The sequence below is a fragment of the Streptomyces odontomachi genome, from assembly GCF_024435355.1.
GTDB lineage: Bacteria > Actinomycetota > Actinomycetes > Streptomycetales > Streptomycetaceae > Streptomyces > Streptomyces odontomachi.
In genome coordinates this window covers 26,508-52,469 of record NZ_JAMJWG010000012.1, presented here as the reverse complement: position 1 = coordinate 52,469, position 25,962 = coordinate 26,508, and the positions used below count along the sequence as shown (strand labels likewise).

Sequence of the window (25,962 nt, the reverse complement as noted above, 5' to 3'; positions counted from 1 at the left end):
GGTGGTCAGCAAGGGCCGCCAGGACGGAGTCAACGACGTGGAGACCGCTCCGGCGCGGTCTGTGGCGCCTTCGCGCTCGGGTGCCGTGTCTGCGGACGCGGCGATGTCTGCGGACTTCGCCCGGTTCATCGCGCAGCGCAACGCCGACGAGTTCGTCGTCGAGCAGTTGGAGGCCGATGTCGCCCGGCTCGCCCGCGTCTATGTCAGCCATCCGCTGCTGGAGCTGTACGTCGAGATCAAGCGGCTGCGGGACGGGGCGTTTGAGTTGCTGCGCGGGCGTCAGCATCCACGGCAGACCGCTGACCTGTACGTCGCGGCCTCACGGTTGTGTGGGCTGTCCGCGCACGTCTGCTTGGACCTGGGCGACTACGACTCCCGCTCGGGCGTGTGCGGAGGCGGTCGGGCACGAGGGGATGCTGGCCTGGGTGCGGGCCGTGGAATCCCTGATCGCCTACTGGACCGGGCGGTACGAGCAGGCAGCACGACTGGCGCAGGCCGGCCGCCGCCACTGGGCTCCCGGCAGCATCGGAGCCCGGCTGGCGAGCCTGGAGGCACGTGCGCTGGCCATAGCCGGAGACCGGGTGGGCGCGGTGGCCGCCCTTGCCGATGCCGAGCGTTCTCGCGAGGCTATGTCCGGCCACGACGAGGTGCCGGGCATCTTCGCCTTCCCGGCCGCCAAGCAGTTCGCGTACGCAGGGACGACCAACCTGGCCGTGGGCGGGCGGGAGCACGTGCAGCAGGCCATCGCCAGCGCCGGCAGCGCGATCCGGCTCTACCGCAGCGCTGAGGACGACGACCAGTCGGTCGGCGACCTGTTCGCCGCCCACGTTGATCTCGCCCGCGGTCATCTGCTCTTGGGTGACCTGGATGGCACTCAGGCGATGCTCGGATTCGTCTTCGACTCACCGCCCGACCGCATGTCGGCCAGCATCGTGCGTCGGCTCACGGCTCTGGGCCGGGAGCTAGGAGGGCCGCAGTACGGTGGAGCGGCGCAGGCCGCACACCTACGCGAACGACTCCAGCACACGGTCGTCCTCGCGGCCTCACCCGCCGCCCACCCCCCGGAGCTGCCGACGTGACCGAACTGTCCGCCGCACACGACGCCGCCGTCACCGACCGGAGCCGCCTCGTCGGAAGCGCCTACAACGGTGACCGGGACCTGGCCGCCCGCCAGTCGCTCTACCGGTGGCAGACGCCCCGTTACGACCTGCCCGGCATCGTCGCCGAACAGCTGAGCGGCGTACGTGGGCGTGTGGTCGATGTCGGCTGCGGCAACGGCAAGTTCATCCAGCGGCTTCGCGACGACCGGCCCGACCTGGCCCTGCTTGGCCTGGACATCGCTCCCGGCATCCTCGCCGACGTGCCCGGGCCCGTCGCTGTGGCGGATGCCACCCGACTTCCGTTGGCCACGGCGAGCGTCGACGCCGCCCTGGCGCTGCACATGCTGTACCACGTCCCGGACATCCCGCAGGCGGTTAGGGAGCTGTCCCGCGTTGCGGCCCGTGACGGGGTGGTGATCACCTCCACCAACAGCGACCGGGACAAGGCCGAACTAGACGACTTGTGGCAGCGTGCCGCGGGCGACGTCCTCGGCACCGGACGCGGCCCGGCCCGCATCTCGCTCAGCGCCCGTTTCTCTCTGGAGAAGGCCCCGGCCTTCCTGGGGGACGAGTTCTCCCGCGTGGAGACGATCGAACTGCCCGGCACCATCACGGTCCACGATCCCGAACCGGTCATCGCGCACATGGCCTCTTACCGGGCGTGGGCGGACCAGCACGACGTGCCCTTCGAGGCCACGATCGAGCGGGCCCGCGCGATCCTCGTCGATCACATCGTCCGGCATGGAGCCTTCGAGGTCACGTGTCTGGGCGGCATCCTTGTCTGCCGTCGCTGAGAGCGCTATCGCCGTCGACCGCGTTCCGCAGGCCGTTCGCTCACCGTCGTGGGTGTGGACGTGGGCTGTGGTGTCGGCGCCACGGGTGTGGTGTTGCGGGTGATCCGGCTGCGAGTTGCCTGGGCTCGCCTGTTCGGCTGCACGGTGATGCGCCAGTTGAGAACCTCTGCGGGGCGATCAGCGGTGTCAAGTTCTCGCCGTGCGGCGACCTCGGCCAAGAGGCGTCGCGGGTTGTGGCCGGCGGTCTCGGCACGGGCGAGGGTCGTGGTCAGGGCTGGCCATGCGGGATCGGAGAGGACGCGGTCTGCGTGATCGGGGAGGGCTATACGCAGATCCTGCTCGAAGCGGCTGGCGGTTGTGGCGCGCGGTGCGCGACGGGCGAGATCAGCCAAGACTGGCTGGGCGGCCTGCTGGTAACCGGTCTGCAGGTGGCGGAAGGCTTCTTCGGCCGCTGCGGCCTGCTGCTCGTGGCCGCGCTGCTCATGCCACTTGGCGGCGGCGCGCGTCACGTGGAGCGCGGCGAAGAGCAGGGCGATGGCGAGTCCGCCCGGATCGTGAGTGGCGTAGGCGAGTTCCTTGGCGGCTCCCCGGAGGGCGATGGCTGCCTGGTGGTCGGCCCGGATCGCCGAGCGGCGGGCGCGGTTGAACATCTGTGCTGCTGCTTGTAGTTCGGTTCGGCGCCTGCCATTGGTGGCGAGGGCCACGTTGTGGAGGGCGTCGCCGAAGGCGTTCAGATATCCCTGGGCCACGGCGTCGTCGCTGGAGTCGAGGACGGCATGGGTGTGGCGGATGGCGGCTTCGGCGCGGTGCCACGGTTCGACCGGGTCCGCCACCTGCTGGGGGTGGTCGACCAGGGTCTGGGTGGGGAGGCGTTCGCATAGGCGGTTGTAGGACAGGTCGGGGGCGAGCTTTGAGCCGCCGTACCAGACCGGCTCGCCGTTGGCCGTGTCGCTGGGCGCGGCCAGGCTGTAGCCGGTCACCTCGCCGGTCTCCGGGCCGACGCGCGGCCTGACCTGGATGCCGAGAGAGCGCAGCACGGTGAAGTACTCGTCGATGGTGCGTACGGCGGCGGCGACCGCGTACGCCTGCTCGCGTAGCCACTCCCGTGCGGTCTCCTCCCGGCCCTGGCGCTCGGCCTTGGCCCGCTCGGCGCCGGTCGGGGTGCGCGGGGCGGTGAGGTCACCGGACTTCAGGCGACGCAGTCCGAACTCGGCCTCGATCTCTCGGCATTCGCGCTGTGCCCGCCAGCCGTCCCGGTTCGTACGAGGGCGGCGGCCGTCGGCTCGGACGGTGGTGGCCATGATGTGAATGTGGTCGTCGGCGTGCCGGACCGCGATCCAGCGGCACGCCTTGTCGTCTCCCTCGGGGGCGATTCCCGTGGCGGCGACGATGCGGCGGGCGACCTCGGCCCACTCGGCGTCGGTGAGGTAGCGGTCGCCGGGCGCGGTGCGCACCGGGCAGTGCCACACATGCTGCGGTGGCTGCTTTCCGCCCAGTTCCCGGGTGCGGAGGTCGACGTGGTGGTCCAGGCGCCGGGCAAGCTGGGTGTAGGTGGCGGTGGGGTCGCGGCCGGGGTCGGGGGCGCCGGCCATGTCCCAGGCGGCCACGATGTGGGGGTCCGTGTGCTCGTCGCGCCGTCCCTTGCCGAAGAGGTAGTTGATTAGGCCGGGCGTGCTGGAGCCGGTGGAGACGTCAGGCACCATGATCGGCCCCTTCCGTCAGGAACTGGTCCATCAGTGCATAACTGGCCTCGGCGGCCTGCTCGATGCGGTCGAGGACGGCCTCGGCGCGCTCGGGGATCGCGCCGGAGTGGATGGCTGCCGTGATCTGGTTGAGGTTGGTGCCGATCCGGTTCAGCGCCTTGGTGTGAGCTTCGACGGCCTCCACCAGCGGGCGGATGGGGTCGTCCTCCGGGCTGCCGACCATTCTGGCCTTGCCGAGCGCGACGGCGAGGGCGGCGTCGCCGACGAAGCCGGCGAACTTCTGATGGCGCCGCTTGGCCTCGGCGTCGATGAGGCGGACCGCGGTCGGGGTGAAGCGGATCTTCTTCTCTTGGTCGCGCTTCTCGATGGTGCGCTTGCGGTTCATCCGCGCGGGCAGCGCGGGGGCGTCGGGCTCACGCCACGACGGCTGCTCAACGGCGGTGGGTTCTTGCGGATCGGCAGACGGCTCGGCGCGCGGGGCGATGGAGTCGGCGACGGACTGCTCGGCGCTGTCGGCGGCAGACGCGGTGCGGGGCTCGTTCACCCCCTCCTCAGGCTCGGGCGCCCGCTGGCGCCCGGCACCCTCCCCCTCCGCCACCCCAGGGGCGGGGATATGCGCGGACGAAGCCTCTTTAGGGGCTCGTTCGCTCCAGCTTGCTGCTGTTCGTCGGTCCGGGCTGAACCAACCCCAGCGGCGGGAAGAAGAGGGGCTCGTGTCTTTCTTGGCGTGCATGGGTGCTCCGGTGCAGAGGAGGATGGGACTGCGTCACGTCCGTCGCATCCGTCGCATGCCTGGTCAGCACAGGTACGGAGCCGCGGGCAGGTACGGAGAACTCTGTCCCGGCGACAGGGTCCGTCCCCGCGCTGACCTGTGTGGGGACGGATGCGACGAAGTGATACGGACCCCGGTGGGATCAGAGAGCGCGCCTCGGTCCGGCGGGGCCACCGGGCGGGCTGACAGGTAGCGTCCCCGCCGGGGCGGCGGGTGGTTGGCCCTGGGCCCTGCGGGCGGGGGCAGCGCCGTGTTCGGGCTGGGGTGCCGCCTTGACGAGATCGGGGCAGTTGCGGGCCCAGGCATCCAGGAACCGGTTACGCATGTACGCCTTGGCCTGCCTGCCCTTGTCGAACCGGTAGTTGGCCGGGCTGATGTTGAAGTCCCGCAGCAGATTGCTCAGGTGGTAGGCATTCAGCCCTTTGGTGCCGTGCTCCGCCCACGGGGCCTCGGCGTCCAGGATCAGCGCGGCGACCAGATCTTGGGTGGCCAGAGCCTCGGGGTTGTCCGCCTGCGCGAAGATGCGGTGAATGTCGCGCAGGAGCCGCGTCTTCAGGCTGCTCTGCTCGTCGTGGGCCGCCTCGTGACGGGTCATGGCCAGGCAGGCGGCACGAGCCTGAGCGGGCCACTGGCCGCCAGCTAGGTCGGCGATGATGACCAGAGGCTCCCAGGTGTCCGCGGCCCGGTCCTCCACCGGCATGTGCGGCACCGTGCGGGCAGCCTGCCCGCGCAGCGGACCCAGCCAGGCGGTCAGCCGGTCACGCAGCGCGTTGAGTTCCGGCACCGAATACCGGGAGCGGAAAGGGGCGACCTTCTCGCCCGGTTTGCGCTTCTGCATCCGCAGCACGACTGCCCGGTCCATGACCGTGTCCGGTAGGTCGCCGATCCCCGCGATGGCGGCCATGGCGAAGGTGGGGAACGGGGTCGGCTTGTGATCCGGACCGGAGATCCGCCAGGCGGGCCGGTTGCGCTGGTGCCCGGCATTCAGCAGGCCGCGCAGGATCTCACTGTCACCGCTCGCTTTGGGGCCGAAGATGGTGTCCGCCTCGTCCACCAGCAGGGTGGGCGGGTTCTTGCCGATGACCCGGAAGATGACCGCGGGAGAGGTGTTCACCGTCATCATCGGCTGGTGCACGGTTTCGTGGAGCACGTCCAGAGCCCGGGACTTGCCGCATCCCTTCGTCGGGCTCACCACCGCCAGACGTGGCGCGTGCTGCAGAGCCGTCTGGATGTGCGTGGCCGCCACCCACAGGGCGACCGCGGTCAGCGCCTCCTCGTGGGGTAGCACCACGTACTTGCCGATCGCTGCCCGCAACTCATCCAGCAGCGCGACCCCGTCAGCGACTACCTGAGCACCAGCGCCTTCATGGCCGGCGGCGCGGGTCCCGCCATCGATGGCAGCGATCTCTTGTTGCTCGGCCCGTTCCACGGGGACGTCGGTCCCAGGCAACAGGTGAGGGCCGTTGTCCCGGTCCCCAGTGCGGTCCCCTGGTGCAACTCCAGAGTCTTGGGGACCGGTCCCCGTGGGCGTGCCGATGCCGCTGACCTGCATGTCTCCAACGGAATTAGGTATGGGGACCATGGTTCGCGCCGTCAGGGGACCGGATGTATCGCGGGGACGGTCCCCTGATACCGCAGCAGCAGAATGCTCGTCCCCGCGGCGTCCGGTGACGCCTTGGCCGGGGACCGCGACCTCGGGCCAGCTGACCTTGGGGACCGTGTTCGGGTTGGTGGGGGACGTAGAGTCCTCCATAGGCGTTCCTCCCAGACGAGGGGTAGGACGGGCAAGTTCCAGCCCCTCGTCGGCTTGTTCGTTCAGGGATGGGCGGTGTGCGGGGGAACTCTCCGGCCTTCGGCGTTGGCGCGCCGAGGGCCGTTTCCGTGTCCCGGGCCCCCGACGGCTCAGGAGGCCAGACCCCACTCGTCTCGGCCCTCGATCAGCGCCCGCTCGTAGCGCAGCAGCTCGGCCTCGGGGTACAGAACCCGCTTGCCGATCTTGATGCCGCGCGGGCCCTTCTCGATCTGGCGCCAGTAGCGGACGGTGCTCTCTGTTGTGCGGTAGCGCTTGGCGACCTCCGCGGTGGTCAGGTATCGCATACATTCCCAATCAACTAGATAACGTTTCGATATGCATAGTTGTACTCGACGATCACCGGTTACCCAAATCGGGAAGCTAATGTTTCAATTAGGAAAGTGATGGTCATGGTGGAGGCCCGATGACAGGCGACAAGGCCGACGGCGCTGAGGTGCCGCTGCTCTACAGCGAGGGCAACATTGCCGCGCGGGTGGCGCTGGAGCGCGAGGTCAGGGGATGGAGCACGATCGAGCTGGCGGACCGGGTGTCCAAGGCCGGCGTCAAGATGAACCAGACCGCGGTCTGGCGCATCGAGAACGGCACCCCACGCCGCCGTATCAACGTTGACGAGGCCCTCGCCTTCGCCCGCGTCTTCGAGCTGCCCCTCGAAGAGCTGATGTCCCCGCCCCTGGAGGGACTGGACCTCGACAGCAGACGGCTCGTCCAGGAAGCCGTCGAGGCGTACTACGAGACACGCGACGCCGAGGACCGCCTGCACCACGCGGTCGTCGGCATCGCCAAGTACATCCAGGCCCACCCCGACAGCTCACGGGCCATCCACGAACAGTGCCTTCGCCTCATGGGCGACGAGCGCGACGCCCGCACCCTCACCGAGCTCATCGAGGGCGGCGGCTACCACCGATAACCAACCCAAGGGAGAAGCCACTTGGCGAACGTCCAGAAGCGCCCCAACGGCAGATGGCGGGCCCGCTACCGAGACCTCGACGGCAAGGAGCACGCCCGCCACTTCGACCGCAAGATCGACGCCCAGCGCTGGATCGACGAGGTCACGGCCAGCATCGTCACGGGCCAATACGTCGACCCTCGTGCCGGACGGATCACGTTCGAGAAATACGCGAAGAAGTGGGAGGAGTCACTCATCGCCAGCGAGGCGGGGGAGCGCATCACCGACAACGCGCTCCGACTCCACCTCGTCCCGGCGCTGGGCTCCCGCGCGATGGCGGCGATACGCCGCAACGACCTCCAGGTGCTCTTCAAGAGCCTGTCCGAGCTGCTCGGCCCCGGCAGCGTGCGCAACGTCTACGACGTCCTCGTGCGCCTCATGACCGCGGCCGTCGAGGACAAGGTCATCGCCTCCAGCCCGTGCCGCCGGATCACCCTCCCGCCCATGCCGGACGAGGAGGTCACCCCGCCCACGGTCGCGCAGGTCGAGGCCATGGCCCGCGCGATGCCGCCGTACATCCGCGCGGCGATCGTCACGCTCGCCGGATCAGGCTTGCGAATAGGCGAGTTGCTCGGCCTCAAGGTCTCCGACGTCGACTTCAAGGCTGGCGCCATCCGCGTCGAGCGTCAGCGCCTCCAGTCCGGGAAGATCGGTCCGCCGAAGACCGCCAAGTCCCGGCGTACGGTCCCGGTCGGCGAGGTCGTCACGGACGCGCTCCTCCAGCACCTCGCCGCACGCCCCTCCAAGGAGTGGCTGTTCACGATGGAGGAGGGCGAGCCTCTCAACTACCGTCGCTGGAAGACGGAGTGGAACTGCGCTCGCAGGGCGCTCCAATCAGCGGAGACCGAGGCGGCCGAGCGCGAGGGCCGCAGGCCCGTCGAGCTGCCGCACATGGTGACCCACGACCTGCGCCACTTCTACGCCTCCGCCCTCATCGCCGGCGGAGCAAGCGTCAAGCAGGTCCAGCTGGTCCTCGGCCACGCGTCCGCCGTCATCACACTGCGGATCTACGCCCACCTGTGGCCGGGTGAAGAGGACCGCACCCGGACCGTCATGGACGCCGTTCTCGGCGGCCTGCGGACCGGGTGCGGACCGGAAGACCAGACGATTAAGGAAATCGCAGGTCAAACGGCATGATCGAAGATCAGGCCTTCTTGGTCTCCCAGAAGATCTTGTCGATCTGGGCGATGTAGTCGAGCGCCTTCTGGCCCGTCGCCGGGTCGGTGGAGCCCTTCGCCGCCGACAGGGCCTTGAGGGTGTCGTTCACGAGCTGGTGCAGCTCGGGGTACTTTTCGAAGTGCGGAGGCTTGAAGTAGTCGCTCCACAGCACCGAGACATGGTGCTTGGCAAGCTCCGCACGCTGCTCCTTGATGACGGTGGCGCGCGTCTGGAAGTGCGGGTCGTCGTTGCCGGCCATCTTCTCCTGGACGGCCTTCACCGACTCCGCCTCGATGCGGGCCTGGGCCGGGTCGTAAACGCCGCAGGGCAGGTCGCAGTGGGCGCTGACCTTCACCTTGGGCGCAAACAGGCGGGAGAGCATTCAGCTGTCCTTCCTCGTGATCGTCTTCTCAGGTGGGACATTACTCCGTAGGAGACGTGTTTTCTCGGGTGCCCCCAGGGGCTTAGGCCAAAAGTCCGGGGCGAGACTGGGAACCCTGGAGGATGACTGTGGATGACCGTGGATGACCGAGGAACGCACCGGGAGGTTGTCTGATGCCGGAGACCGCGGAGGGGCGGGAGGTCCGGGCACTGTTCGGGGTCGCCGAGGTGGAGGGGCCTTCCATGGTGCCGACGCTGTACCAGGGCGATCAGGTGTTCGTCCGGTACGGGGCGCGGGTGCGGGAGGGGCAGGTGGTGGTGTTGCGCCACCCGCTCCAGCAGAACCTGCTGATCGTCAAGCGGGCGGTGCAGCGCCGTGAGGGCGGCTGGTGGGTGCGCGCGGACAACCCGGGTGCCGGTGCGGACAGCACCGTGTACGGGGTCGTGCCCGACGAGCTGGTCCTGGGGCGGGTCGTCGCACGCTACCGTCCGCGGCCCCGGGAACGGGGTCAGTGGCGGGTGCTGGGTGCCGTCGTCTGGCTGCTGTCCGCGGTGCGGCCGGTGCCCTCAGGGCGGTTCCCGCGGCCCGCTTCCTGGCGTTTGCGGGCGCGGTAGGCCGCCACGTTCGCGCGGGTCGCGCACCGGTCGGAGCAGTAGCGCCGGGAGCGGTTGGTCGAGGTGTCCAGGTAGGCGTTGCGGCATGGCGCCGCCTGGCACAGGCCGAGCCGGTCGGCGCCGTGCTCGGTGAGGTGGAAGGCCAGGCCCATCGCGGCGATCGCCGCGTAGCCCGCGGTGGCGTTGGACGGATGGTCGGCCAGGTGCATGTGCCAGCGTGGGTGGCCCGCCTCGTCGAGGAAGTCGTGCCCGGAGATCTGCGGACTCACCGGGAACTCCATCAGCAGCGAGTTCAGCAGGTCGACGGCGAGCCGTGCGTCGCCGTCGTCGGCGGCCTCGAAGACGGCGCGCAACCGGGCCCGCACCGAGCGGAAGCGGGTCACGTCGGCGTCCGTGGCCCGGCGGGCCGCGGAGTGGTTACCGCCGAACAGCGCGCGCACCGCCTCGACGGAGGTCAGCGTGTCGACGCCACGGCTGGGCTCCTCGCTGTTCACGAGGCGCAGGGCGAAATCCGAGTAAGAGGCCAGTTCCACTTGTAGTCCTTACTGGGTGCCGTCTAGGGTGACGGCACGATGGGGTAATGAGTGCACCGGCAGCAAGGGTATTACCCGGGGCTGTGCCCGCGCCGGGATGCGTGGCAGATGCAGCGGGGATGCCTCGATGCCTCGGACGCAGGAGGGGCGACGGCCCATGACGGAAACGACCGCGGGGTCCGACTGGCAGGCCTGGCAGCACAGCTGGGACCGCCAGCAGGAGTGGTACATGCCCGATCGCGAGGAGCGGTTCCGGGTGATGCTCGACATGGTCGAGGCGCTGGTCGGCCCCGAACCCCGGGTGCTCGACCTGGCGTGCGGCACCGGCAGCATCACGGCCCGGCTGCTGCGGCGACTGCCCGGGGCCACCAGCGTCGGCGTCGACCAGGATCCGGCGCTGCTGACCATCGCCGAGGGCACCTTCGCCTCGGACGAGCGGGTGACCCTGGTGACCGCCGACCTCAAGGACCCCGGCTGGACCCGCCGGCTCCCGCACTCCTCGTACGACGCCGTGCTCACCGGGAACGTTCGCTAAACACACTCTACGTTGCTTGCCTTGCTGAGGGTGCTGTTTCTGTCAAGCCTTGTTCAAACAGCCCGTCAGAGGCAGTGCAGGGAACGGCATGAGCGCACGCCAGAGTGTTAGTTGATCCACATGCGGCTCGTCTGTCGACCGATGGGTGGCGATTAGGAAGCAACTCCAGAGGTGGCAACCCACGTTTCCGGGCAGGAGGGGGCCACGGAACCGGACGACGCGACAGCGTGCCGACATGATGACGACCCCCGCGTTCGCGAGGGTCGTCGTGTACCCGAGACCCAAGTCTGCGGAGTACCGTTTCGATTGCTGAAGTCGAAACGGAGTCCAGTATGCCTAGTAACCATGTCGAAGAGAGCGTCGGGGCCAGGATCGCCTCTTACCGAAAGCTTGCGGGCTACACTCAGCGCGAGCTCGCGGAACACTCTCACCTCTCCCTCGGAAACATCCGCAAAGTTGAGCGGGGTGAGCGGTTGCCCACCCATGGCTTCCTCACTACGGCAGCACGAACACTTGCAGTGAGTGTGGAGGAGCTGACCGGCCAGCCCTACCGCGGACAACAACGATCCGACGAGAGGGCACACGCCCCTATCGCTGCCATCCGGACAGTTGTACGTGCATTCGATCTTCCTCCAGAGTGGCGGCCCACGCCACGCCCTCTAGGGGAGATTGCCAACGATGTAGAGGAAGCGACGCGGCACCGTGCCGCAGCTCGGTACACCCGCCTTGGGCAAGCCTTGCCTGAACTGCTGGAGGAACTCACAGCGGTAGTCCATACGCTGGACGGTGACAGGAAGCGGCGGGCTGCGCAAATGCTGGCTTCCTCCTACTACATGGCGCACTGCTTGGCCTACCGTCTCGGGTATGCAGATCTCGCCGGACAGTTGGATGATCGGCAACGCTGGGCGGCGGACCTCTCCGGAGACCCGTTGACAGTCGCGCTCGCTCAGTGGTCACGTGCTGGTGGATTCCAAGCCGCTCACGAATACGATGCCGGGCTCCGACTGCTGGCACGCGCCCGTGCTCAACTCGCTGAAGAGACTGGAACATCCTCGCCTGCGGCGGTCACGCTACTGGGAAGCTTGCGTCTGCGGGAGGCCACCCTGGCCTCTCGTGCCCGAGACGACCAAGCCACCGAACACCACCTGAGCGAGGCTGCCCGGCTCGCCGAGCAAATCCCAGACAAAAATGATCGTGTCCATTACCACCTCACATTCGGCCCGGTCAATGTCGCTGTACACGGAATCGCCGCTCAGGTGGAACTCAAGAACCCAGAAGAGGCGGCGAAGAGGGCAAGTGTTTTGCGTCTGCCTTCGTCGCTTCCGCGTACCCGGCGGGGACATCATCACATCGACGCCGCTCGTGCCTTCCTCGCCGTCGGCGATCGGGACAAAGCTCTCACGGCATTGCAAGATGCTCGCCAAGTAGCGCCACAACAGACCCGCTACCACCCGATGGCCCGCGAAGCGGTGCGGCTCCTCGCCGAGCGATACCGCCACGCTGGCCAGGAGGTACGAACGCTTGCAACTTGGATGGGCCAAGCCGTGGCCTGACGGGAAGGTGAGCCTTCTGTCAAGCTGACCGGCACTCAGGAAGTACCCCTACATGGGGTACTTCCTTTGTTTTGCACTGAGCATCCTTTGACAGTCAGAAGCCCTCGAACCGCTCTGGCGAAGTCGCGGTCCGAGGGCACTGCCCAACCTGGCTGAGAGGTTGAACAGATGGACCCTATCCGATGGGGCGTTTGGATCGTTCAGGTGCTGGCACGCGCGTTACCGCCTTCATTGGGCTGTCACCGGCCGGACACGGCTGCCGTCCGCATGCCTGCCAACCGATACCCCGCTATCCAGCACGGCACCGTGCCGGCTACGCGCTCTAGCGAGCTGGTGTTGCAGGGGGAAGACGTACAGCTTGTCCGGCCGTATGTGACTGCTTCTGATCGGGAGTCGGAAGTGCGGCGGCAGCGGGAGCGGCGGCGGGCGTTGTGGCTGGCCGTGCACGGTATCGACGTCGGTCCGCGGATGATTCACGGCATGCGGGTGGCGGGATGAGCGGCAACTCAGCATCCGCCTCACAGCAAGTGGCGGCGAGAACGACGGCCAGCGGAGAGGGTCGGGCGCGAGGGGTGTTCCGGAGCCAGGAACACGCTGTCGGTCCGGACTACCGCCCTGAAGCCTTCCTCGTCACGTACACGATGTACTGCGGCACCTGCGGCGCGATGGGTCCCACCGTCGAGGACGGTGAGGATGGCATGGCGTGGGCTGTGGAGCACTTCAAAGACAACCCGACCCATCTCGACTACCGGGAGCTCATCACGCGCCCCTACCGCGCTGTACCGGGGGCGTGGCTATGAGCGACGCATACGCGGTCCTGACCGGGGCCGAGTGGGTACTCCGGGCGGTCGGCGACCTGGGTGGGCGGGAGGCTGTCTACGGCGCGCAGTGCACCACGTGCCGGGAAACGTCCGGGCAGGGCGCCGATGTGGCGCGCTCCGTTGGGGCGTGGGCGGTCGAGCACACCCGCGCCAACCCGAACCACCGAAACTACGTCTCCGTCGTGCGCACACAGTGGCGCGTCGACCCTGACATCAGGATCAGCCAGCCCGCCTCCTCACCGGTCCCCGTCCACACCGGCCAGCCGCGCCCCGGCGATGCGGAAACGACCGGCACAGGCCCCGACCAGCCGCAGCGTCGATCGGCCCGCCATGCCGCCGCGCGCTCACAACAGCGTCGTTGGGTTCCTGCCTGGGTCACACGCGCGATGGCGTTTGTCGGCTGGTTGGCCGGACCGCTGTGCATGACCGGGCTATGCACCGCCCTCGGGGTCGTCCTTACCTCAGTGTTTTTCCTCGGTAAGGGTTGACGGGGCATGGCGAAAAAGAAGAACGAGCCATGCAACCATGCGGAATTGGACCCGGAAACGAACAAGTGCAAGAAATGCGGGAGCCAGATTTACCCGCCACCCCTGAACGGAAAGTAGACGGACAGAAATGACGAATGGTCCTGACCCGCAGGCTGCAAGGGTAAATCGCGGTGAAGCTGAGGCGGTGTGCAATGAACTCAACGAGGCGCTGAAGAGCCGGGGAGTCGTGCTCCCGTCGCTATGGGTGGAACCTAAGGGAGACGCTTTGTTTGACCTGCGGCCTCTTATCGACTTGGGGCGCTGTAACCTGAGTACGGCCCGAGCACTTCTGGCCGTGGTCCGGAACTCTCAGGAACACGCGGAGGCTGGGGCGTGAGTCTGCCACTCAGTTCTCTCAACCGACCCAAGCGCAGGCGTGGTCTTCATGGCGAAGTCGTCAACGAGCTGGGGCAGATGATTGTCACAAACGAGGGATTGACTAACAGTCCCATCGTTATAGACGATCTGGTGCAGCACTTTGGGGCATCGCGTACTGTCATTCGTGAGGCAATCCGTTGCCTGGAATCCAAAGGAATGATCTCCGCTCGCCCTAATGTGGGCACCGTCATTCGCCCCGTCAATGAGTGGAACCTCCTTGATCCTGAGGTCATGGAGTGGCGGGCGCTGGGACCACAGGCACACAACCAGCGCAAGGAGTTAAATGAACTCCGGCAGGTCGTTGAGCTCTTCGCGGCACGTCTCGCTGCTGCAACGGAAAACCCGACCGCATGGCAGCTCCTGACCGAGTCCGTCATGGACATGGATGATGCCGTACGCCTCGACCAAGCGGACCAGTTCGACCATGCAGATGCCTGCTTTCACCGGCACCTGATAAGCGCCGCTGGCAGCGTCATGGTTAACCACCTCTCCGCGATCGTTCCCCGAGGTCTGATCACCTGCACGGAGTCGACCACGTGTGACTACACGGAAGCCTCGGTGGAACGTCACCAAGCTGTCGTCCAGGCACTTCGCCAGCAGGACAGCAAGGAAGCGGAACGAGCAATGCGGGACCTACTGGCGAAACCCTTGGACTCCGCGTTAGAGCCCACCACCTGAATCCCTGACCTCCCGCCCCCTGCCGGTGACGCAACGGAGACTTTCCCAGGTCCCCACACCCGGCACGGGGCGGGGTTCATCGTGCTCATTCGTGTGCTACAAAGAGGGGCCCCGCCCGGTGCACTCCATTTGCACCGGACGGGGCTTTTTTGCTATTTATGGTTATTTAGCCGTTGTATTCGGTGGTCTGGCAGGCTTTGCGCTCGCTGCCCTTGATGGTCACGCAGACTTCCACGCCGGTGCCCTGCTGAAATCCGGTCCAGTGGTAGCTGATTTCGTCACCGTGCCGCTTGGCGGTTTGGGTGTCGTCCTTCTTCCCATTCAGCCACATCGTCATGGGCCTGCTCTTGACGTCTGAGGGTGGGTTCGTCCACCTCCCGGTGACCGAGTTCCATCCGTTGTTGCCTTCGAGCTTGATGCAGATCTGCGGACCGTCCCAGTTGTGCGTGCAATCGCTGCTGTCTGCTGCTGCTGAGCCGGCCATCGGGAGGACGCCAAGAACAGCGGTCAGTCCGATTGCCGTATAGATCATCTTTTTCACGCGCTGACCAACGCCTGACGGGGCGTCAGAGGCACGGTGGGGCTGGTGGTTCCACGCGTGCGTGTGATCACGATGCGCGTCGACAGCGTGGAGAGTGCGGCGCGCGGCCGGGGTGTGTGACTGCTGTCGCGCGCTCTCGACTCGCTACTCATCATGACAAGTGCTTGCACTCGGGGAGTCGCCCCTCCCATACTCATGACTCATCAGAACAAGGCACGTCCGAATGTGTCGGGCGGCTTGTGGCTGGAGTAGGAAGGTGTGGGTTGATGATCTTCTTCAAGAGGCACGCGTTTTCGCTCGGCCTGGTCGGTGTGGCGCTCGGGCTGCTGCTGGCCACGTGCTCGGCTGGGCACTCTGATTCGGCCGGGGACTACGGGAGTCAGGGGGCCGGCGCTGCGGTACCGGTATCCACCATTGGGTGGGGCTCGTGTCACCGAGTGACCAGTCAGGTCAGCGGCCTGAGGCTGCGGGCGCGGCCGGGGTATGACGGGGCGGTCCTGGCGCTGATGTATCCGGGCACCACGATGGATCCGCTCTACCCGGTGAACAGCGAGTGGACGCGTGTGCGGGTGACCAGTGGGCCGGCGGCTGGGTGGTCCGGCTACGTCTCCAAGCTGTATCTGAACTGGCTCTGCTGACGGCCCGTCGTGTCGGGTCGGTGCTGATGGCGGTCGGTATCCCTTTGGGTTGGGGTGCTGGCCGCCGTCGGCGTGTCACCCGTATGGAGGAATGGCGGCTGCGCGGCCTGTTCCGTCGTGACCGGGCGTGTGCGTCTAGGTACCCTCGGAAGTTCTGGCGTTAGCGATCTTGAATGATTTTCTGCGGAATGCGCAGTGCGGGGTGGAGGCGCGATGACGGGGTTTGATGATCCTCGGGAAACCGGAGAGTGGGGCGTTGACCGGACCTTTGAGGATGCAATCTGGGTGCGGGAGGTGCCCTACGTCAAAGGCTGGGCTGAGGCTCGGGATGCCGCGATGGCCTGGAACAACGCGGTTGAAGAGGCGGGGTTACGGTCCGTCGACTTGAAGGCGGTTGCCTCGACCGGGGCGGGGGGCGTGCCTGTGGTGCGTCTGCGGGCGACGGTGGAGGGCATTCGGACAGTGACAGAGCTTCTGCGGCTGGGCGGTAGGTCGCTGGGGGCTCGGCGATGGGTGAGGTAGAGGGGACGTGGCCTCGCTGTGGGCACGCGGGCGGCGACGGAGGCTTTGGGCGGGAGCTGCCATGGGGCGAGTGATCATGGCCCCTTACGCTTGCCGCGGGCCGGGCAGCACTGTGCCTGCCCGCAACAGCCCGGCTAGGGGCCATGATCTTAGAGGCTCGCCCCATGGTGGCTGCCTAAAGCCTCCGTCGCCGCCCGCCCCAGCCACAGCATCTTTGACCTCACACACCGCGCACGGATCAGATGGACGGGGGAAGGTATGCAGCGTCGGGTAGTCGGTCGTCCCTACAGGACACGTCGCCGGGGCAAGGTTCAGGTCCTGGAGGACGAGAAGGGGCACAAGTGGATCGTGTGCTCCGGATGCCGGATGGACCGGCACGCTGCGGGTTTCGGGTCCGTGGATGCGATGGCGCGGCAGCATGCCGACACATGTGATCGCTGACGGTAGACGTGAAGATGCCCCGTACGCCTGGTGGCGCGCGGGGCATCGTCACGTCTCGGGGTGCGGGTGGGGTTGGGCGCTGTCGCTCGGCCGGGACCGGCGCTTGCGCCGCAGCCCGGCCGGAAGCGGCTTGGCGCCCGGCGCGCCGTAGGCGCGCCCTTGAGTAAGTGAAGCGGATTTAGACCGATCGAGCCTTACGGCGGGCGGGGACCTTCTCCGGGGTGATCCGGAACGCAAGACGCGTGTGTGCGGCGCTGGTCCGCAACTCCTCGCAGACCAGCGGGTGTCCGTTGTCCGTCAGCGTGACCCGGTGGCTGACCAGGATCGGAGCACCATCGGGCACGTTGAGGGCGGCACGCTCGTCCGGCACGGGGTTCCGTGCGGATGGGTACTCGGTCCACATCAAGGCATGGCCTGCTTCGACCAGCCTGTTGTAGATGTCGGCGGGCTCAGCGTCGGGTGTTTCGGCAAGGGCCGGCACCTTCTCCGCGACGTCGAACGGGATGTACAGGCGGTGGGCGGTGCGGTCGCCGGTCTCCGGATCGGCTAGCAAGCGGTCGCAGGTGAACGCGGCCTCGTCGGGCCTCTCCAGCAACTCGCCCACCATCCCTTCCAGGTGCGTGCGCGTCACGGTCCCAGCCTCCACAACAATCAGGCTGTCGGTCAGCTGGAGGGCCTTGCCGGCGCGGTTGATGCCTCGGGCGACGGTGGACCTGGGCGTGGTGGTCTCCGCTCCACGGACCAACGTCCCCTTGCCGTGCTGGCTCGTGACAAGACCCATGTTCCGAAGCTCCGCGACTGCGCTCCGGGCGGTCGGCCGGGAAACGTCGTACCGGCTCATCAGCTGGGTCTCGGACGGCAGTAGCTCCCCGGGCGCGTACTCACCTGCGGCGATGGCCTCGGCGAGGGCGGCGGCGAGCTGCTTGTAGAGCGGTTCAGGGCGCTTGATGTCACCCGGCACTGGGTCCCCCTTCTATCTCAGGTCAGTCATCAGCTTGCTACTCGTCAGCATAAGTGCTTGCGCACTGGCGATCCACCCCTTCATACTCATAACTCATCAGGATAAGTAACGTCCGGATGGGTGATCCGGGCTGGAGTGGAAGAGGTGGGGCTCTGTGCAGAGCATCCCGGTAGATGTGGCACGGCTGGGCATTGTCATGTGCGTGGTACCTCCGGAACCTCGGGTGAACCGGGACACCGGGGAGGTGCGCAAAGACCGTGAGGGCAACCCCACGTGGACGGTGGGGCTAGCCGTGCGTCAGAAGGACGGTCGGCGGGCTGACGTGATCGACGTGACGGTCTCCGGCGAGCCGGCCGTGATCAGTGAGGGCGCCCGGGTGGATGTGGTCGACCTGGTGGCTACCTCCTGGGAGATCGACGGCCGTAAGGGGACCTCGTTCCGGGCTGCGGCCGTGCATGTGGCCGGGGCGGCTCCTGCTGCGCGAGGTAAGGCGGCGGGGGGTGACCGGGCGTGATTCTCCTCGTGGTCCTGGTCCTGGTACTCGTCGCGCTACTCACCCAACGGCGATGGGAAGACAAGTTCAATCGCAACCGATGGTGCTGGTATCTGCTGGCCTATCCTGCGGCTCACGTGCGCATTCGCTTCACGTGGCGGCGGCTGTGTCAGACGGCTGACCTGTGCGTGGTCCGTCGACCGCGACACACACTTATCGGGCGCGACACGTACGTCAGGGGGCAATCGCTGCGACCGATCCCCCCGCGCCTGGGAGCCATCAAGGCCACCAGGAACGGGCTGGCGGTGCATATCAAGCTGCACCCTGGGCAGACTCCGGCCGAATTCGTCGCTGCCCTGGATGCGATCACGCACGCCTGGCGCATGCACTCGGTACGCATCACCTCCCCCACCCGCGGTCACCTCCTGGTGGTGGCCGTCGTGCGGGACCCTCTGAGCACGGAACCGGGCGCGCTGCCACAGGTACGGACTCGCCTCCTGGAGGCGGTGCTTGGTCGGCTCGGGGACGGCGCGGCCTGGGTGATCGACTTCCGGATGGTGCCGCATTGGCTGGTGGTCGGTGCCACACGGTCGGGTAAGTCCAACTGGCTGCTGCGGCTTGCGCGGGCGTTGGCTTCGCAGCCTGTCGCCCTGGTGGGCATCGACTGCAAGGGCGGCATGGAACTCGGTCTGATCCGGGCCCGGCTGTCGGCCCTGGCTACGGACCGGTCGCAAGCACTGCGGGTGTTGCGGGGGCTGCTGCAAGAGGCAAAGGATCGCATGGCCCTGTGCCAGGAAGCGGCTGCACGTTCCATCTGGGAGCTCCCGGAGGGTGAGCGGCCAGTCTCGGTCGTAGTCCTGGTCGACGAGATCGCGGAGTTGTATCTGTCCGATGGGAGCCGGGAGACCAAGGCAGAGACAGCGGAGTGTGCCTCGGCCTTACTACGGCTTGCACAGCTGGGCGCGGCCCTGGGCATTCACCTGGTCGTCGCCGCACAGCGGTTCGGCTCCGAACTCGGCCCGGGAGCAACCGCACTGCGGGCACAGCTGGCCGGACGGGTCTGTCACCGGGTATCGGACTCCGCCAGTGCGGAAATGGTCCTCGGTGACCTCTCGCCCGACGCCGTAGCAACGGCACTGACCATTCAGACTGACGATCACGGCATGTCGGTGACGTCCGTGGACGGCCAGTGGATGCGGGCTCGGTCCCTGCTCACCACACGGGATGACGCTCGAGCGGCGGCCCTGCGCCACGTGCGCACCACTCCGGTCCTGCCCAGCGTCAGCATCTCCCTCGCAAAAGGAGGCACCGAATGATCGAGGGAACGGGCGTTACCGACGGCGGCGCAATGATGCTGATGATCGTCTTCGGCGCATTCACCGTTCTACTGGTCCGCTCACGCGAAATGGCCTGGTGGCAAGCGGCGCTGGTCTTCCTCTTCGGAATCTACACGGCATTGACCCCGGTGGTTTTCACCGTAACTGAACTCGTTTCCTGGGTTCTCGCCCGGCTCGTGTGACTACCTCCGAAAAGGAACACGCAGTATGAAGCCTAGGAAATACGTGTACTGCCCGCGCTGCCTCCACCCTCGGCCCTTCCGAAAAGGCGGACTCCAGCGGCCCTGCCCCTCCTGTCGCTCCCGTAGTCGCCCCCGGAGCACACCTCGACCACCGCGCCGTAAGAACTGACTAGCCACCCAAAACCCGCATTTGAAGGGAGATCCAGTGTTCCCCCATCCCAGGTTGGCGGTGTTCGCCACTGCCCAGAACGAAAGATCACCACCCATGGCAAAAGACGAAACCCGGCGCCCCGTGACCTCGATTGCGGGGCGCCCCCGTTTGACCGACACAGAAAAAGACCTGATCCGGCTCGCGCAAGAACCACTGTTTCCCCGCTGGTTGGAACAGATCACGGCAATCGGTGGCTGCGCCCACCCTATTTACCTCGCCGGGCACACCACCATCCTGGAAGCGTCGACCGGTGCTGTACTGCACCACTACGACACCACACACGAACCGGGCGGTCGGCTGGCCGTACGCTGTCGGAATCGGCGTGAGACGCGCTGTCAGCCCTGCTCGCGACTCTATGCGGGGGACACGTTCCATCTCGTGCGTGCGGGCCTCCTAGGCGGCAAGGGCACGCCTGACAGCGTTGCTGAGCATCCTCGGGTCTTTCTCACCCTGACTGCTCCCTCATTCGGGCCTGTGCACCGCGCTCACCGAAAAGGGGCCCCGTGCACGCCTCGTCGCAATAGTGCTACGTGTGAGCATGGCCACCGGATCGGCTGCGGGCAGACACATGCCGACAGTGACCCGCTCGTAGGGCAACCGCTGTGCTCGACCTGCTACGACTACACAGGCCATGTTCTGTGGCACGCGCATGCCGGTGAACTCTGGAACAGGACCTGTCGGGCTATCCGCCGGCACCTGGCCTCCGCGGTAGGCATCACACAATCTCGCCTGGGCGAGTATGCTCGCGTGTCTTTCGCTAAGGTCGCGGAATATCAGCGGCGTGGGGCGATCCATTTCCACGCTGTAATTCGTCTAGATGGGCCCGACGGCTCCGTCTCCCACCCCCCGCATTGGGCAACCGTAGAGCTGCTCATAGACGTGATAGATGCCGTTGTCCGCACCACACAGGTAACCGCTGCCTACGCGAGAGGGATTGGAGAGCCCATTTTCAAATGGGGCACACAGTTCGATGTGCACGAAATTTGGCACGCATTCAAGTGTGATGACGCTATATCCGATGAAGCTGTCGCTGCGTATGTAGCAAAGTACGTCACGAAAAGCGTGGGCGATGCAGGCGGCATTGACCGTCCGATTACGTCACTGGGGGAAATCTCCCTACTGCCGCTGTCACGCCACGTGAAGACTCTCATGTCAAGTTGCTGGGTTCTGGGTGGGTTACCGGAATTTGAAAACCTTCGATTGCGCTCTTGGGCTCACACCCTCGGCTACCGGGGGCACATCCTAACCAAATCCCGCGCCTACTCGACGACGTATGCCGCGCTCCGTGCCCAGCGTGCGCAGTATGTCGGCCACATGGACGCAACCGGCACCGTCACGGATGCGGTCTGGCGATACGTCGGCTCTGGTCACAGCGTCGCTGGGGTGGAGATCGCTGCCGGGATAGCCGCGGATCTGGCGGCTTTGCGTGAGGTCCGAAAGGAGATCGCTGATCGGGGGCCGTGTGGTTGATGCGGTTGTCGGCTCATTCTCTTCCGTTCGCCTGGTGGACGGACGCTACGAAGAATCGAGTACCTGGTGCGTAAAGGTCGATTCTCCGAGCGTCGCGCGTGACGTTTCTCGTATTCTTGGCGGTGCTCCATCTGACTCACAGGCGAGGCGTGGCGGACAGTGGGAAATAGTGACCAAAGCGATAGAAATCCCGGTTCTCGCTGAAGACTTGGATGATGACCGGCTAGCTTTCCGTCTTTTTGATCACTGTGATGTCGGCGTCTTTTTCTTTCCCTTTGGTGTCTGGAGTCGAGAGGAAGTTGCGGGACGTCTTTCACTTCTGGGGCCGTGTCGGGATCGGTGCGTTCTTTCGATCAAACCTGTGGAGTTCAAAACCCGCACAGGGCTTACGGTCCTTTATCGGTTGCCTTTTGTGAGTGCATCCGCACTCCAGCGGTAGGCTCTGAGGATATAGAATAGCCCCGGATGGATGGACCCATTCCGGGGCTATTCAGCATGTGATGCCCCTACATGATCTGCTGGTGGATGTTGGCCCCGGTCACCTGGAAGCGCCGCTCTGCGCTCGTGGCGAAGAGCGTCACCCGGATGTCAAATCCGCTGAGGAGTTCGCGACGTGCGGCGTCGTCGTGTGCGGCGTGCCATTCGTCCGCTACGGTCTTCCCGGTCGGTACCATGCACATGCCCGGGGGCCTGTCCGGCAAGTTCTTGAGTTCGGCAATCTCACGGCTCATGCGACCGTATTCCTGCCGGTACCATTCAGCGTCGTCGTCAGAGTCGTAGAGCCCTGCTGACCGGTCACTCCGCAGCCGCTTGCGGTCCGCTTCGATCTCGGCGATTCGTGCGGCGTAGCCGGTGCCCGGATCAAACTCGCGTCGCATGAGCTGACCGGAGCCGTACCGCACGAGGAACCATTCCTCCACCCTCTTGTTCAGCTCGAGAACCGACATGACCGGACCCGGCTTGCAATCCTTCGACGAGGGGATGCCTCGTACCCGAGCCGTGCAACCGTAGGCGCTGTACTGGTTGACCCTGCCGAGAATATACAGCCGTTGTCCGCAGTTCCCGCAGAAAGACAAGCCAGTCAACATGTAAGTCCCCTTCTGTGCTCGGGCTCCTTTCTGTTTCGGCTTGGTCTTCGAGATTAGTGCATCGCGGGTGGCGCGATCCCACAAAGGAGCGGCCAGGCGTACGGGGTGGCCGTCCTTTCCGATTACGGGGCGGTCCTCGTGCATCAGATACCCCAACGAGGCTTCCTCCGTTAGTAGCCGATTGAGGGTCTTCGCGTTCCAGAGTGTTCCTTTCGGCTTTCGTCCGTACATGACGGATCGATAGTCGGCCGGAGAGAGAACACCTTCGCGGTTAAGCCTCGCGGCTTCCGTGTGTAGAGTCACCTTGCCGTTCTCGTCCTGGAGAATGCGTTCCGCGACGTTTCGAATGATTTCCGCTGCGACAGGGTCAATCTCGACATGATCAACCTTGCCGTTCGGCACGAGCCGAACGAATCGGTATCCGTACCGGTTCTTCTGCTTCGGTTGCCCGGCGGCGCGGGCGCGCTTCGTCTCGTCTCGGTTTCGCTTCTGAATGGCTCGTAGCTCCATCTGTGCGCCAAACGACTCCATGGAAAGCCGCATCTCGTCGGCCGGGTCGTCCAGGTTCCACGGTCCATCGTGCCCGTAAGTCACCAGAAGGCGCTGGGACTCGTGGATGGTGTAAGCGGTGTTCAGTACGTCCCGTTGATTGCGGCCGATGCGGTCCACGGCGGCCCCCACAATGCCCGAGTAGGGGCCTGCCTCGCCTCGCAGCCACGGACCGAGTCCGGGCCGCGTGAGAGGGTCCGTGGCGCCGGACACCTCCCAGTCGTCGGCCCAGGCGATGACGTGGCCGCCGATCGCTTCCGTAGCACTGAGGACGTGGTTCTCCTGCTTCTCGGGGCTGTTGCTCGCGTCCTTCATGCGCGACAGCCGGCGCACGCCTACCAGGCACTTGCCGCACCCGTCGTACTCGGTCGTGATCACCTGCACCATGATGGTCTACCTCCGCTCTACACACCTGCGTTTAGCGGACTTTCCTCACCGCCACCGCCCTGCACTGGATGCACAGCGAGCCGCTCACCACGCTCTACGGCCAGCTCGCCGGGCTGGTCAGGGAGGGCGGCGTCTTCATGAACGCCGACCACATGCCCGACCCCACGACGCCGCGGATCAACGAGGCCGAGCGGACGTTCCGGCACGCCGCGAGGGAGCGCGCCAAGGCGGCCGGCGCGCTCGACTGGTCCGAATGGTGGGCGCTGGCCGCGCAGGACCCCGTGCTCGCCGGGCCGACGGCTCGACGCTTCGAGATCTACGGTGATCATGCGGATGGGGAGGCGGCGCCGGTCGGGTGGCATGTGCGGGTGTTGCGGGAGAGTGGGTTCGGGGAGGTGCGGGGGGTGTGGTGTTCGGCTACCGATGCGGTGGTGCTCGCGCTGCGCTGACGTCGTCGTCAGGGCCGCCGGGGGGGTGCCCCGGGCCCCCGGGTGCCGGCGGTTCCCTGGGTCTTTGGGCTCGGCCCTGGTCCTTGACCCTGGGCCTGGGCCTGGGGGGGCCCGGTCCTTGGCCTCTGGCCTTTGGCCCGTGCCCCTGGGGGGTGGGTGGGGGCTGTCGGTGGTTGGCTGTCTGTGCGTCGTGGTTTGTTGCGCAGTTCCCCGCGCCCCTGGAAGGGAGTGGGTGGGGTATGCCGGTGGTTGGCTGTCTGTGCGTTGTGGCTTGTCGCGCAGTTTCCCGCGCCCCTGAGAGGGGGGTGGGGGTGCGGGTGGTGGTTGGCTGTCGGTGCGTTGTGGCTTGTTGCGTGGTTCCCCGCGCCCCTTTCGAGCGTGTGGGGCTGGGGTGCGGGGAACTGTGTGAGCGGTGTCCACCGGGGCGGTGGGGGACGGATCGCTGCCAGGCGGGTGGTTCGGGGGTGGGCCCTGGGGGACCGTCGTGTGTGGGGGTTACAGGACCTTTGACAGGAAGGACTGGGTTCGTTCGTGGTGCGGGTTGGTGAGGACCTCCCGCGGGTGGCCGGACTCGACGACCACGCCGCCGTCCATGAAGACCAGGGAGTCGCCGACCTCTCGGGCGAAGCCCATCTCGTGGGTGACCACGATCATGGTCATGCCGGACTCGGCGAGGTCGCGCATCACGTCCAGGACGTCGCCGACCAGCTCCGGGTCGAGCGCCGACGTCGGCTCGTCGAAGAGCATCAGCTTGGGGTCCATGGCCAACGCGCGGGCGATCGCCACCCGCTGCTGCTGGCCGCCGGAGAGCTGCGACGGGTAGCTGGACGCCTTGTCGGCCAGGCCGACCCGGGTCAGCAGCTCGTGCGCGCGCTCCCGGGCCGCCGCCTTGTTCATGCCCTTGACCTGCACCGGCGCCTCGATGATGTTCTCGACGGCGGTCATGTGCGGGAAGAGGTTGAAGCGCTGGAAGACCATGCCGATGTCGCGGCGCTTGCGGGCCACTTCGTGATCGCGCAGCTCGTAGAGCTTTTCGCCCTGCTGCCGGTAGCCGACCAGGTCCCCGGCCACGTACAGCCGTCCCGCGTTGATCTTCTCCAGGTGGTTGATGCAGCGCAGGAACGTGGACTTGCCGGAGCCCGAGGGCCCGATGAGGCAGCAGACCTCGCCGGACGCCACCTCCAGGTCGATGCCCTTGAGCACCTCGAGGTTGCCGAACGCCTTGTGGACGCCCTCGGCCTTGACCATCGCGGGCCCAGCGGCCTCCGCCGAAGCGCCGTCGTCCTTGATCATGTCGGTGGTCATGCCATGCCTCCGTTCGGGCGGCCGAGCGAGGTGAGGTTCGCGCGCACCCGCTGCCACGGGGTGGGCGGCAGGCTGCGGCTGGAGCCGCGGGCGTAATGGCGCTCGATGTAGTACTGCCCGATACTCAGGACGGACGTCATGACCAGGTACCACGCGGCGGCCAGGAACAGCATCTCCACCGGGGCGCCGGAGGTCTGACCGATGTCCTGCGCATAGCGCAGCAGCTCGTAGTACTGCACCGCGGAGACCAGCGAGGTCGTCTTCAACATGTTGATGACCTCGTTGCCGGTCGGCGGCACGATCACCCGCATGGCCTGCGGGATGATGATGCGACGCAGCGTCTTGCCGTGGCTCATGCCCAGCGCGTGCGCGGCCTCCGTCTGGCCCTCGTCGACGGAGATCAGGCCCGCCCGGCAGATCTCGGCCATGTACGCGGCCTCGTTCAGGCCGAGCCCGAGCAGTGCCGTCAGGAACGGCGTCATGAAGTCGGACCAGTAGTTCTTGTAGATCGGTCCGAGGTTGATGTACTCGAAGACCAGGCCCAGGTTGAACCAGACGAACAGCTGGACGAGGACCGGTGTGCCGCGGAAGAACCAGATGTAGAACCAGGCGATCCCCGACGTCACCGGGTTGGGCGAGAGGCGCATCACCGCGAGGAGGATGCCGCCCGCGACGCCGATCAGCATCGACAGCACCGTCAGCAGCATCGTCTGGCCGACGCCCTTGAGGATGCGGTGGTCGAAGAAGTAGTCGGGGACCGCGCCCCAGTTGATCTTGCCCTGGGCGAAGGCGTAGACGATCGAGACCAGGACGGCTATGGCGATCAGGGCGGCGAGATAGCGCCCGTAGTGGCGGACCGGGACGGCCCTGATGGCCTCGTGCCCGGCCGCCGGCACCCCGGTTGCGGGCGCCGTGGCCGCCGGCGCGCCCTCCGGGGCGCCGTCCGCCTTGTCGATCTCGTCTGACACGGGGGTATGCCTTTCAACTGCTCGATGACGTCGGCACGGTTTGATGGGTGCCGGGGCATCCGGGGGGTGGTCCGGTGTCCGGAGTGTCGGTGGTCGTCCGGGGCGCGTGTCTC

The 25,962-nt window shown here is 66.6% G+C and carries 25 protein-coding genes and 2 pseudogenes; 16 read left to right on the top strand and 11 right to left on the bottom strand.

Features of this window, described 5'->3' with window-relative positions:
• The first annotated feature begins 434 nt into the window (after positions 1-434).
• Together NQO67_RS23730 and NQO67_RS23725 are read left to right on the top strand one after the other, a co-directional pair.
• Positions 435-1,079 carry a hypothetical protein gene (locus tag NQO67_RS23730; protein WP_255952230.1) on the top strand — a complete coding sequence of 215 codons (645 nt, stop codon included), beginning with the start codon at positions 435-437 and terminating at the stop codon, positions 1,077-1,079.
• The gene (locus tag NQO67_RS23725; RefSeq protein ID WP_255952229.1) at positions 1,076-1,894 is read left to right on the top strand and encodes a class I SAM-dependent methyltransferase; all 819 of its coding nucleotides are present in this window, start codon (positions 1,076-1,078) and stop codon (positions 1,892-1,894) included. Before NQO67_RS23730 ends, NQO67_RS23725 begins: the two co-directional genes overlap by 4 nt.
• Before the next feature lie 5 nt (positions 1,895-1,899).
• Here the strand turns inward: NQO67_RS23725 and NQO67_RS23720 are convergent, their stop codons facing one another.
• From NQO67_RS23720 to NQO67_RS23705, 4 genes are all read right to left on the bottom strand, one after another.
• Positions 1,900-3,597 carry a relaxase/mobilization nuclease domain-containing protein gene (locus NQO67_RS23720; RefSeq protein ID WP_255952228.1) on the bottom strand — a complete coding sequence of 566 codons (1,698 nt, stop codon included), beginning with the start codon at positions 3,595-3,597 and terminating at the stop codon, positions 1,900-1,902.
• Positions 3,587-4,141 (bottom strand): MobC domain-containing protein, encoded by a 555-nt coding sequence (locus NQO67_RS23715; protein ID WP_374119074.1) that lies wholly within the window; start codon positions 4,139-4,141, stop codon positions 3,587-3,589. The genes NQO67_RS23720 and NQO67_RS23715 overlap by 11 nt, the downstream gene beginning before the upstream one ends.
• A gap of 370 nt (positions 4,142-4,511) precedes the next feature.
• Positions 4,512-5,684, bottom strand: coding sequence for a DUF3631 domain-containing protein (locus NQO67_RS23710; RefSeq protein WP_374119090.1), 1,173 nt, complete (start codon positions 5,682-5,684; stop codon positions 4,512-4,514).
• A 587-nt stretch (positions 5,685-6,271) separates the two neighbouring features.
• Positions 6,272-6,466, bottom strand: a complete 195-nt coding sequence (locus NQO67_RS23705) for a helix-turn-helix transcriptional regulator (protein ID WP_255952226.1) — start codon at positions 6,464-6,466, stop codon at positions 6,272-6,274.
• 119 nt (positions 6,467-6,585) lie between these two features.
• On the opposite strand from NQO67_RS23705, the gene NQO67_RS23700 reads away from it, so the two are divergent.
• Both NQO67_RS23700 and NQO67_RS23695 read left to right on the top strand, forming a co-directional pair.
• Positions 6,586-7,089 carry a helix-turn-helix domain-containing protein gene (locus NQO67_RS23700; protein WP_255952225.1) on the top strand — a complete coding sequence of 168 codons (504 nt, stop codon included), beginning with the start codon at positions 6,586-6,588 and terminating at the stop codon, positions 7,087-7,089.
• Positions 7,090-7,110: 21 nt separating this feature from the next.
• Entirely contained in the window at positions 7,111-8,265 is a 1,155-nt protein-coding gene (locus NQO67_RS23695; protein WP_255952224.1) for a tyrosine-type recombinase/integrase, read from the top strand.
• Positions 8,266-8,272: 7 nt separating this feature from the next.
• Here NQO67_RS23695 and sodN read toward each other — a convergent pair whose 3' ends face one another.
• On the bottom strand, positions 8,273-8,668 hold the full coding sequence (gene sodN, locus NQO67_RS23690; protein WP_255952223.1) for a superoxide dismutase, Ni: 396 nt from the start codon (positions 8,666-8,668) through the stop codon (positions 8,273-8,275).
• Between the two features lie 173 nt (positions 8,669-8,841).
• Between sodN and sodX the strand changes: the two genes are divergently transcribed.
• On the top strand, positions 8,842-9,282 hold the full coding sequence (sodX, locus tag NQO67_RS23685) for a nickel-type superoxide dismutase maturation protease (protein WP_255952222.1): 441 nt from the start codon (positions 8,842-8,844) through the stop codon (positions 9,280-9,282).
• Here sodX and NQO67_RS23680 read toward each other — a convergent pair.
• Entirely contained in the window at positions 9,177-9,815 is a 639-nt protein-coding gene (locus tag NQO67_RS23680; protein WP_255952221.1) for a CGNR zinc finger domain-containing protein, read from the bottom strand. The two genes, sodX and NQO67_RS23680, sit on opposite strands and share 106 nt — an antisense overlap.
• Before the next feature lie 157 nt (positions 9,816-9,972).
• Here NQO67_RS23680 and NQO67_RS23675 point away from each other — a divergent pair.
• The 5 genes and pseudogenes from NQO67_RS23675 to NQO67_RS23660 form a co-directional block, all read left to right on the top strand.
• Positions 9,973-10,335 (top strand): annotated as a pseudogene (locus NQO67_RS23675) (class I SAM-dependent methyltransferase); the annotation flags it as partial.
• Positions 10,336-10,682: 347 nt separating this feature from the next.
• Positions 10,683-11,903, top strand: a complete 1,221-nt coding sequence (locus NQO67_RS23670; protein WP_255952220.1) for a helix-turn-helix domain-containing protein — start codon at positions 10,683-10,685, stop codon at positions 11,901-11,903.
• Positions 11,904-12,397: 494 nt separating this feature from the next.
• Positions 12,398-12,703 (top strand): DUF7848 domain-containing protein, encoded by a 306-nt coding sequence (locus tag NQO67_RS23665; protein WP_255952219.1) that lies wholly within the window; start codon positions 12,398-12,400, stop codon positions 12,701-12,703.
• Positions 12,700-13,212, top strand: coding sequence for a DUF7848 domain-containing protein (locus NQO67_RS44820; RefSeq protein ID WP_445195104.1), 513 nt, complete (start codon positions 12,700-12,702; stop codon positions 13,210-13,212). Before NQO67_RS23665 ends, NQO67_RS44820 begins: the two co-directional genes overlap by 4 nt.
• 372 nt (positions 13,213-13,584) lie before the next feature.
• A complete protein-coding gene (locus NQO67_RS23660) occupies positions 13,585-14,307 on the top strand; it encodes a FadR/GntR family transcriptional regulator (RefSeq protein ID WP_255952218.1) in 723 nt (240 codons plus the stop codon).
• A gap of 166 nt (positions 14,308-14,473) precedes the next feature.
• On the opposite strand, the gene NQO67_RS23655 is transcribed toward NQO67_RS23660, so the two are convergent.
• Positions 14,474-14,848 (bottom strand): hypothetical protein, encoded by a 375-nt coding sequence (locus NQO67_RS23655; RefSeq protein WP_255952217.1) that lies wholly within the window; start codon positions 14,846-14,848, stop codon positions 14,474-14,476.
• A 266-nt stretch (positions 14,849-15,114) separates the two neighbouring features.
• On the opposite strand from NQO67_RS23655, the gene NQO67_RS23650 reads away from it, so the two are divergent.
• Positions 15,115-15,486, top strand: a complete 372-nt coding sequence (locus NQO67_RS23650; protein ID WP_255952216.1) for an SH3 domain-containing protein — start codon at positions 15,115-15,117, stop codon at positions 15,484-15,486.
• A gap of 1,141 nt (positions 15,487-16,627) precedes the next feature.
• On the opposite strand, the gene NQO67_RS44325 is transcribed toward NQO67_RS23650, so the two are convergent.
• Entirely contained in the window at positions 16,628-17,410 is a 783-nt protein-coding gene (locus tag NQO67_RS44325; RefSeq protein WP_255952215.1) for a GntR family transcriptional regulator, read from the bottom strand.
• Positions 17,411-17,564: 154 nt separating this feature from the next.
• Here NQO67_RS44325 and NQO67_RS23640 point away from each other — a divergent pair, with 154 nt between their 5' ends.
• The 4 genes from NQO67_RS23640 (at position 17,565) to NQO67_RS23625 (ending at position 21,103) form a co-directional block, all read left to right on the top strand.
• A complete protein-coding gene (locus NQO67_RS23640) occupies positions 17,565-17,924 on the top strand; it encodes an SCO3933 family regulatory protein (protein ID WP_255952214.1) in 360 nt (119 codons plus the stop codon).
• Positions 17,921-19,219, top strand: a complete 1,299-nt coding sequence (locus NQO67_RS23635) for an FtsK/SpoIIIE domain-containing protein (protein WP_255952213.1) — start codon at positions 17,921-17,923, stop codon at positions 19,217-19,219. The genes NQO67_RS23640 and NQO67_RS23635 overlap by 4 nt, the downstream gene beginning before the upstream one ends.
• Entirely contained in the window at positions 19,216-19,422 is a 207-nt protein-coding gene (locus NQO67_RS23630; RefSeq protein ID WP_255952212.1) for a hypothetical protein, read from the top strand. The genes NQO67_RS23635 and NQO67_RS23630 overlap by 4 nt, the downstream gene beginning before the upstream one ends.
• 265 nt (positions 19,423-19,687) lie before the next feature.
• The gene (locus NQO67_RS23625) at positions 19,688-21,103 is read left to right on the top strand and encodes a replication initiator (RefSeq protein ID WP_255952211.1); all 1,416 of its coding nucleotides are present in this window, start codon (positions 19,688-19,690) and stop codon (positions 21,101-21,103) included.
• A 506-nt stretch (positions 21,104-21,609) separates the two neighbouring features.
• On the opposite strand, the gene NQO67_RS23620 is transcribed toward NQO67_RS23625, so the two are convergent.
• Complete coding sequence (locus tag NQO67_RS23620; RefSeq protein ID WP_255952210.1) at positions 21,610-23,127, bottom strand: recombinase family protein; 1,518 nt, start codon at positions 23,125-23,127, stop codon at positions 21,610-21,612.
• Between the two features lie 44 nt (positions 23,128-23,171).
• On the opposite strand from NQO67_RS23620, the pseudogene NQO67_RS23615 reads away from it, so the two are divergent.
• Positions 23,172-23,576 (top strand): annotated as a pseudogene (locus NQO67_RS23615) (SAM-dependent methyltransferase); the annotation flags it as partial.
• Positions 23,577-24,071: 495 nt separating this feature from the next.
• Here the strand turns inward: NQO67_RS23615 and NQO67_RS23610 are convergent.
• The gene (locus tag NQO67_RS23610) at positions 24,072-24,881 is read right to left on the bottom strand and encodes an amino acid ABC transporter ATP-binding protein (RefSeq protein WP_374119073.1); all 810 of its coding nucleotides are present in this window, start codon (positions 24,879-24,881) and stop codon (positions 24,072-24,074) included.
• Positions 24,878-25,849 (bottom strand): amino acid ABC transporter permease, encoded by a 972-nt coding sequence (locus NQO67_RS23605; RefSeq protein ID WP_374119072.1) that lies wholly within the window; start codon positions 25,847-25,849, stop codon positions 24,878-24,880. The genes NQO67_RS23610 and NQO67_RS23605 overlap by 4 nt, the downstream gene beginning before the upstream one ends.
• Positions 25,850-25,962: the final 113 nt, after the last annotated feature.

Excerpts from the sequence above, each read along its gene's own strand:
- NQO67_RS23650 (WP_255952216.1), top strand. The coding sequence starts at position 15,115 with ATGATCTTCTTCAAGAGGCACGCGTTTTCGCTCGGCCTGGTCGGTGTG.
- NQO67_RS23630 (WP_255952212.1), top strand. The coding sequence starts at position 19,216 with ATGATCGAGGGAACGGGCGTTACCGACGGCGGCGCAATGATGCTGATG.
- NQO67_RS23625 (WP_255952211.1), top strand. The coding sequence starts at position 19,688 with ATGGCAAAAGACGAAACCCGGCGCCCCGTGACCTCGATTGCGGGGCGC.
- NQO67_RS23670 (WP_255952220.1), top strand. The coding sequence starts at position 10,683 with ATGCCTAGTAACCATGTCGAAGAGAGCGTCGGGGCCAGGATCGCCTCT.
- NQO67_RS44820 (WP_445195104.1), top strand. The coding sequence starts at position 12,700 with ATGAGCGACGCATACGCGGTCCTGACCGGGGCCGAGTGGGTACTCCGG.
- NQO67_RS23700 (WP_255952225.1), top strand. The coding sequence starts at position 6,586 with ATGACAGGCGACAAGGCCGACGGCGCTGAGGTGCCGCTGCTCTACAGC.
- NQO67_RS23620 (WP_255952210.1), bottom strand. The coding sequence starts at position 23,127 with ATGGTGCAGGTGATCACGACCGAGTACGACGGGTGCGGCAAGTGCCTG.
- NQO67_RS23665 (WP_255952219.1), top strand. The coding sequence starts at position 12,398 with ATGAGCGGCAACTCAGCATCCGCCTCACAGCAAGTGGCGGCGAGAACG.
- NQO67_RS23705 (WP_255952226.1), bottom strand. The coding sequence starts at position 6,466 with ATGCGATACCTGACCACCGCGGAGGTCGCCAAGCGCTACCGCACAACA.
- sodN (WP_255952223.1), bottom strand. The coding sequence starts at position 8,668 with ATGCTCTCCCGCCTGTTTGCGCCCAAGGTGAAGGTCAGCGCCCACTGC.
- NQO67_RS23720 (WP_255952228.1), bottom strand. The coding sequence starts at position 3,597 with ATGGTGCCTGACGTCTCCACCGGCTCCAGCACGCCCGGCCTAATCAAC.
- sodX (WP_255952222.1), top strand. The coding sequence starts at position 8,842 with ATGCCGGAGACCGCGGAGGGGCGGGAGGTCCGGGCACTGTTCGGGGTC.
- NQO67_RS23610 (WP_374119073.1), bottom strand. The coding sequence starts at position 24,881 with ATGACCACCGACATGATCAAGGACGACGGCGCTTCGGCGGAGGCCGCT.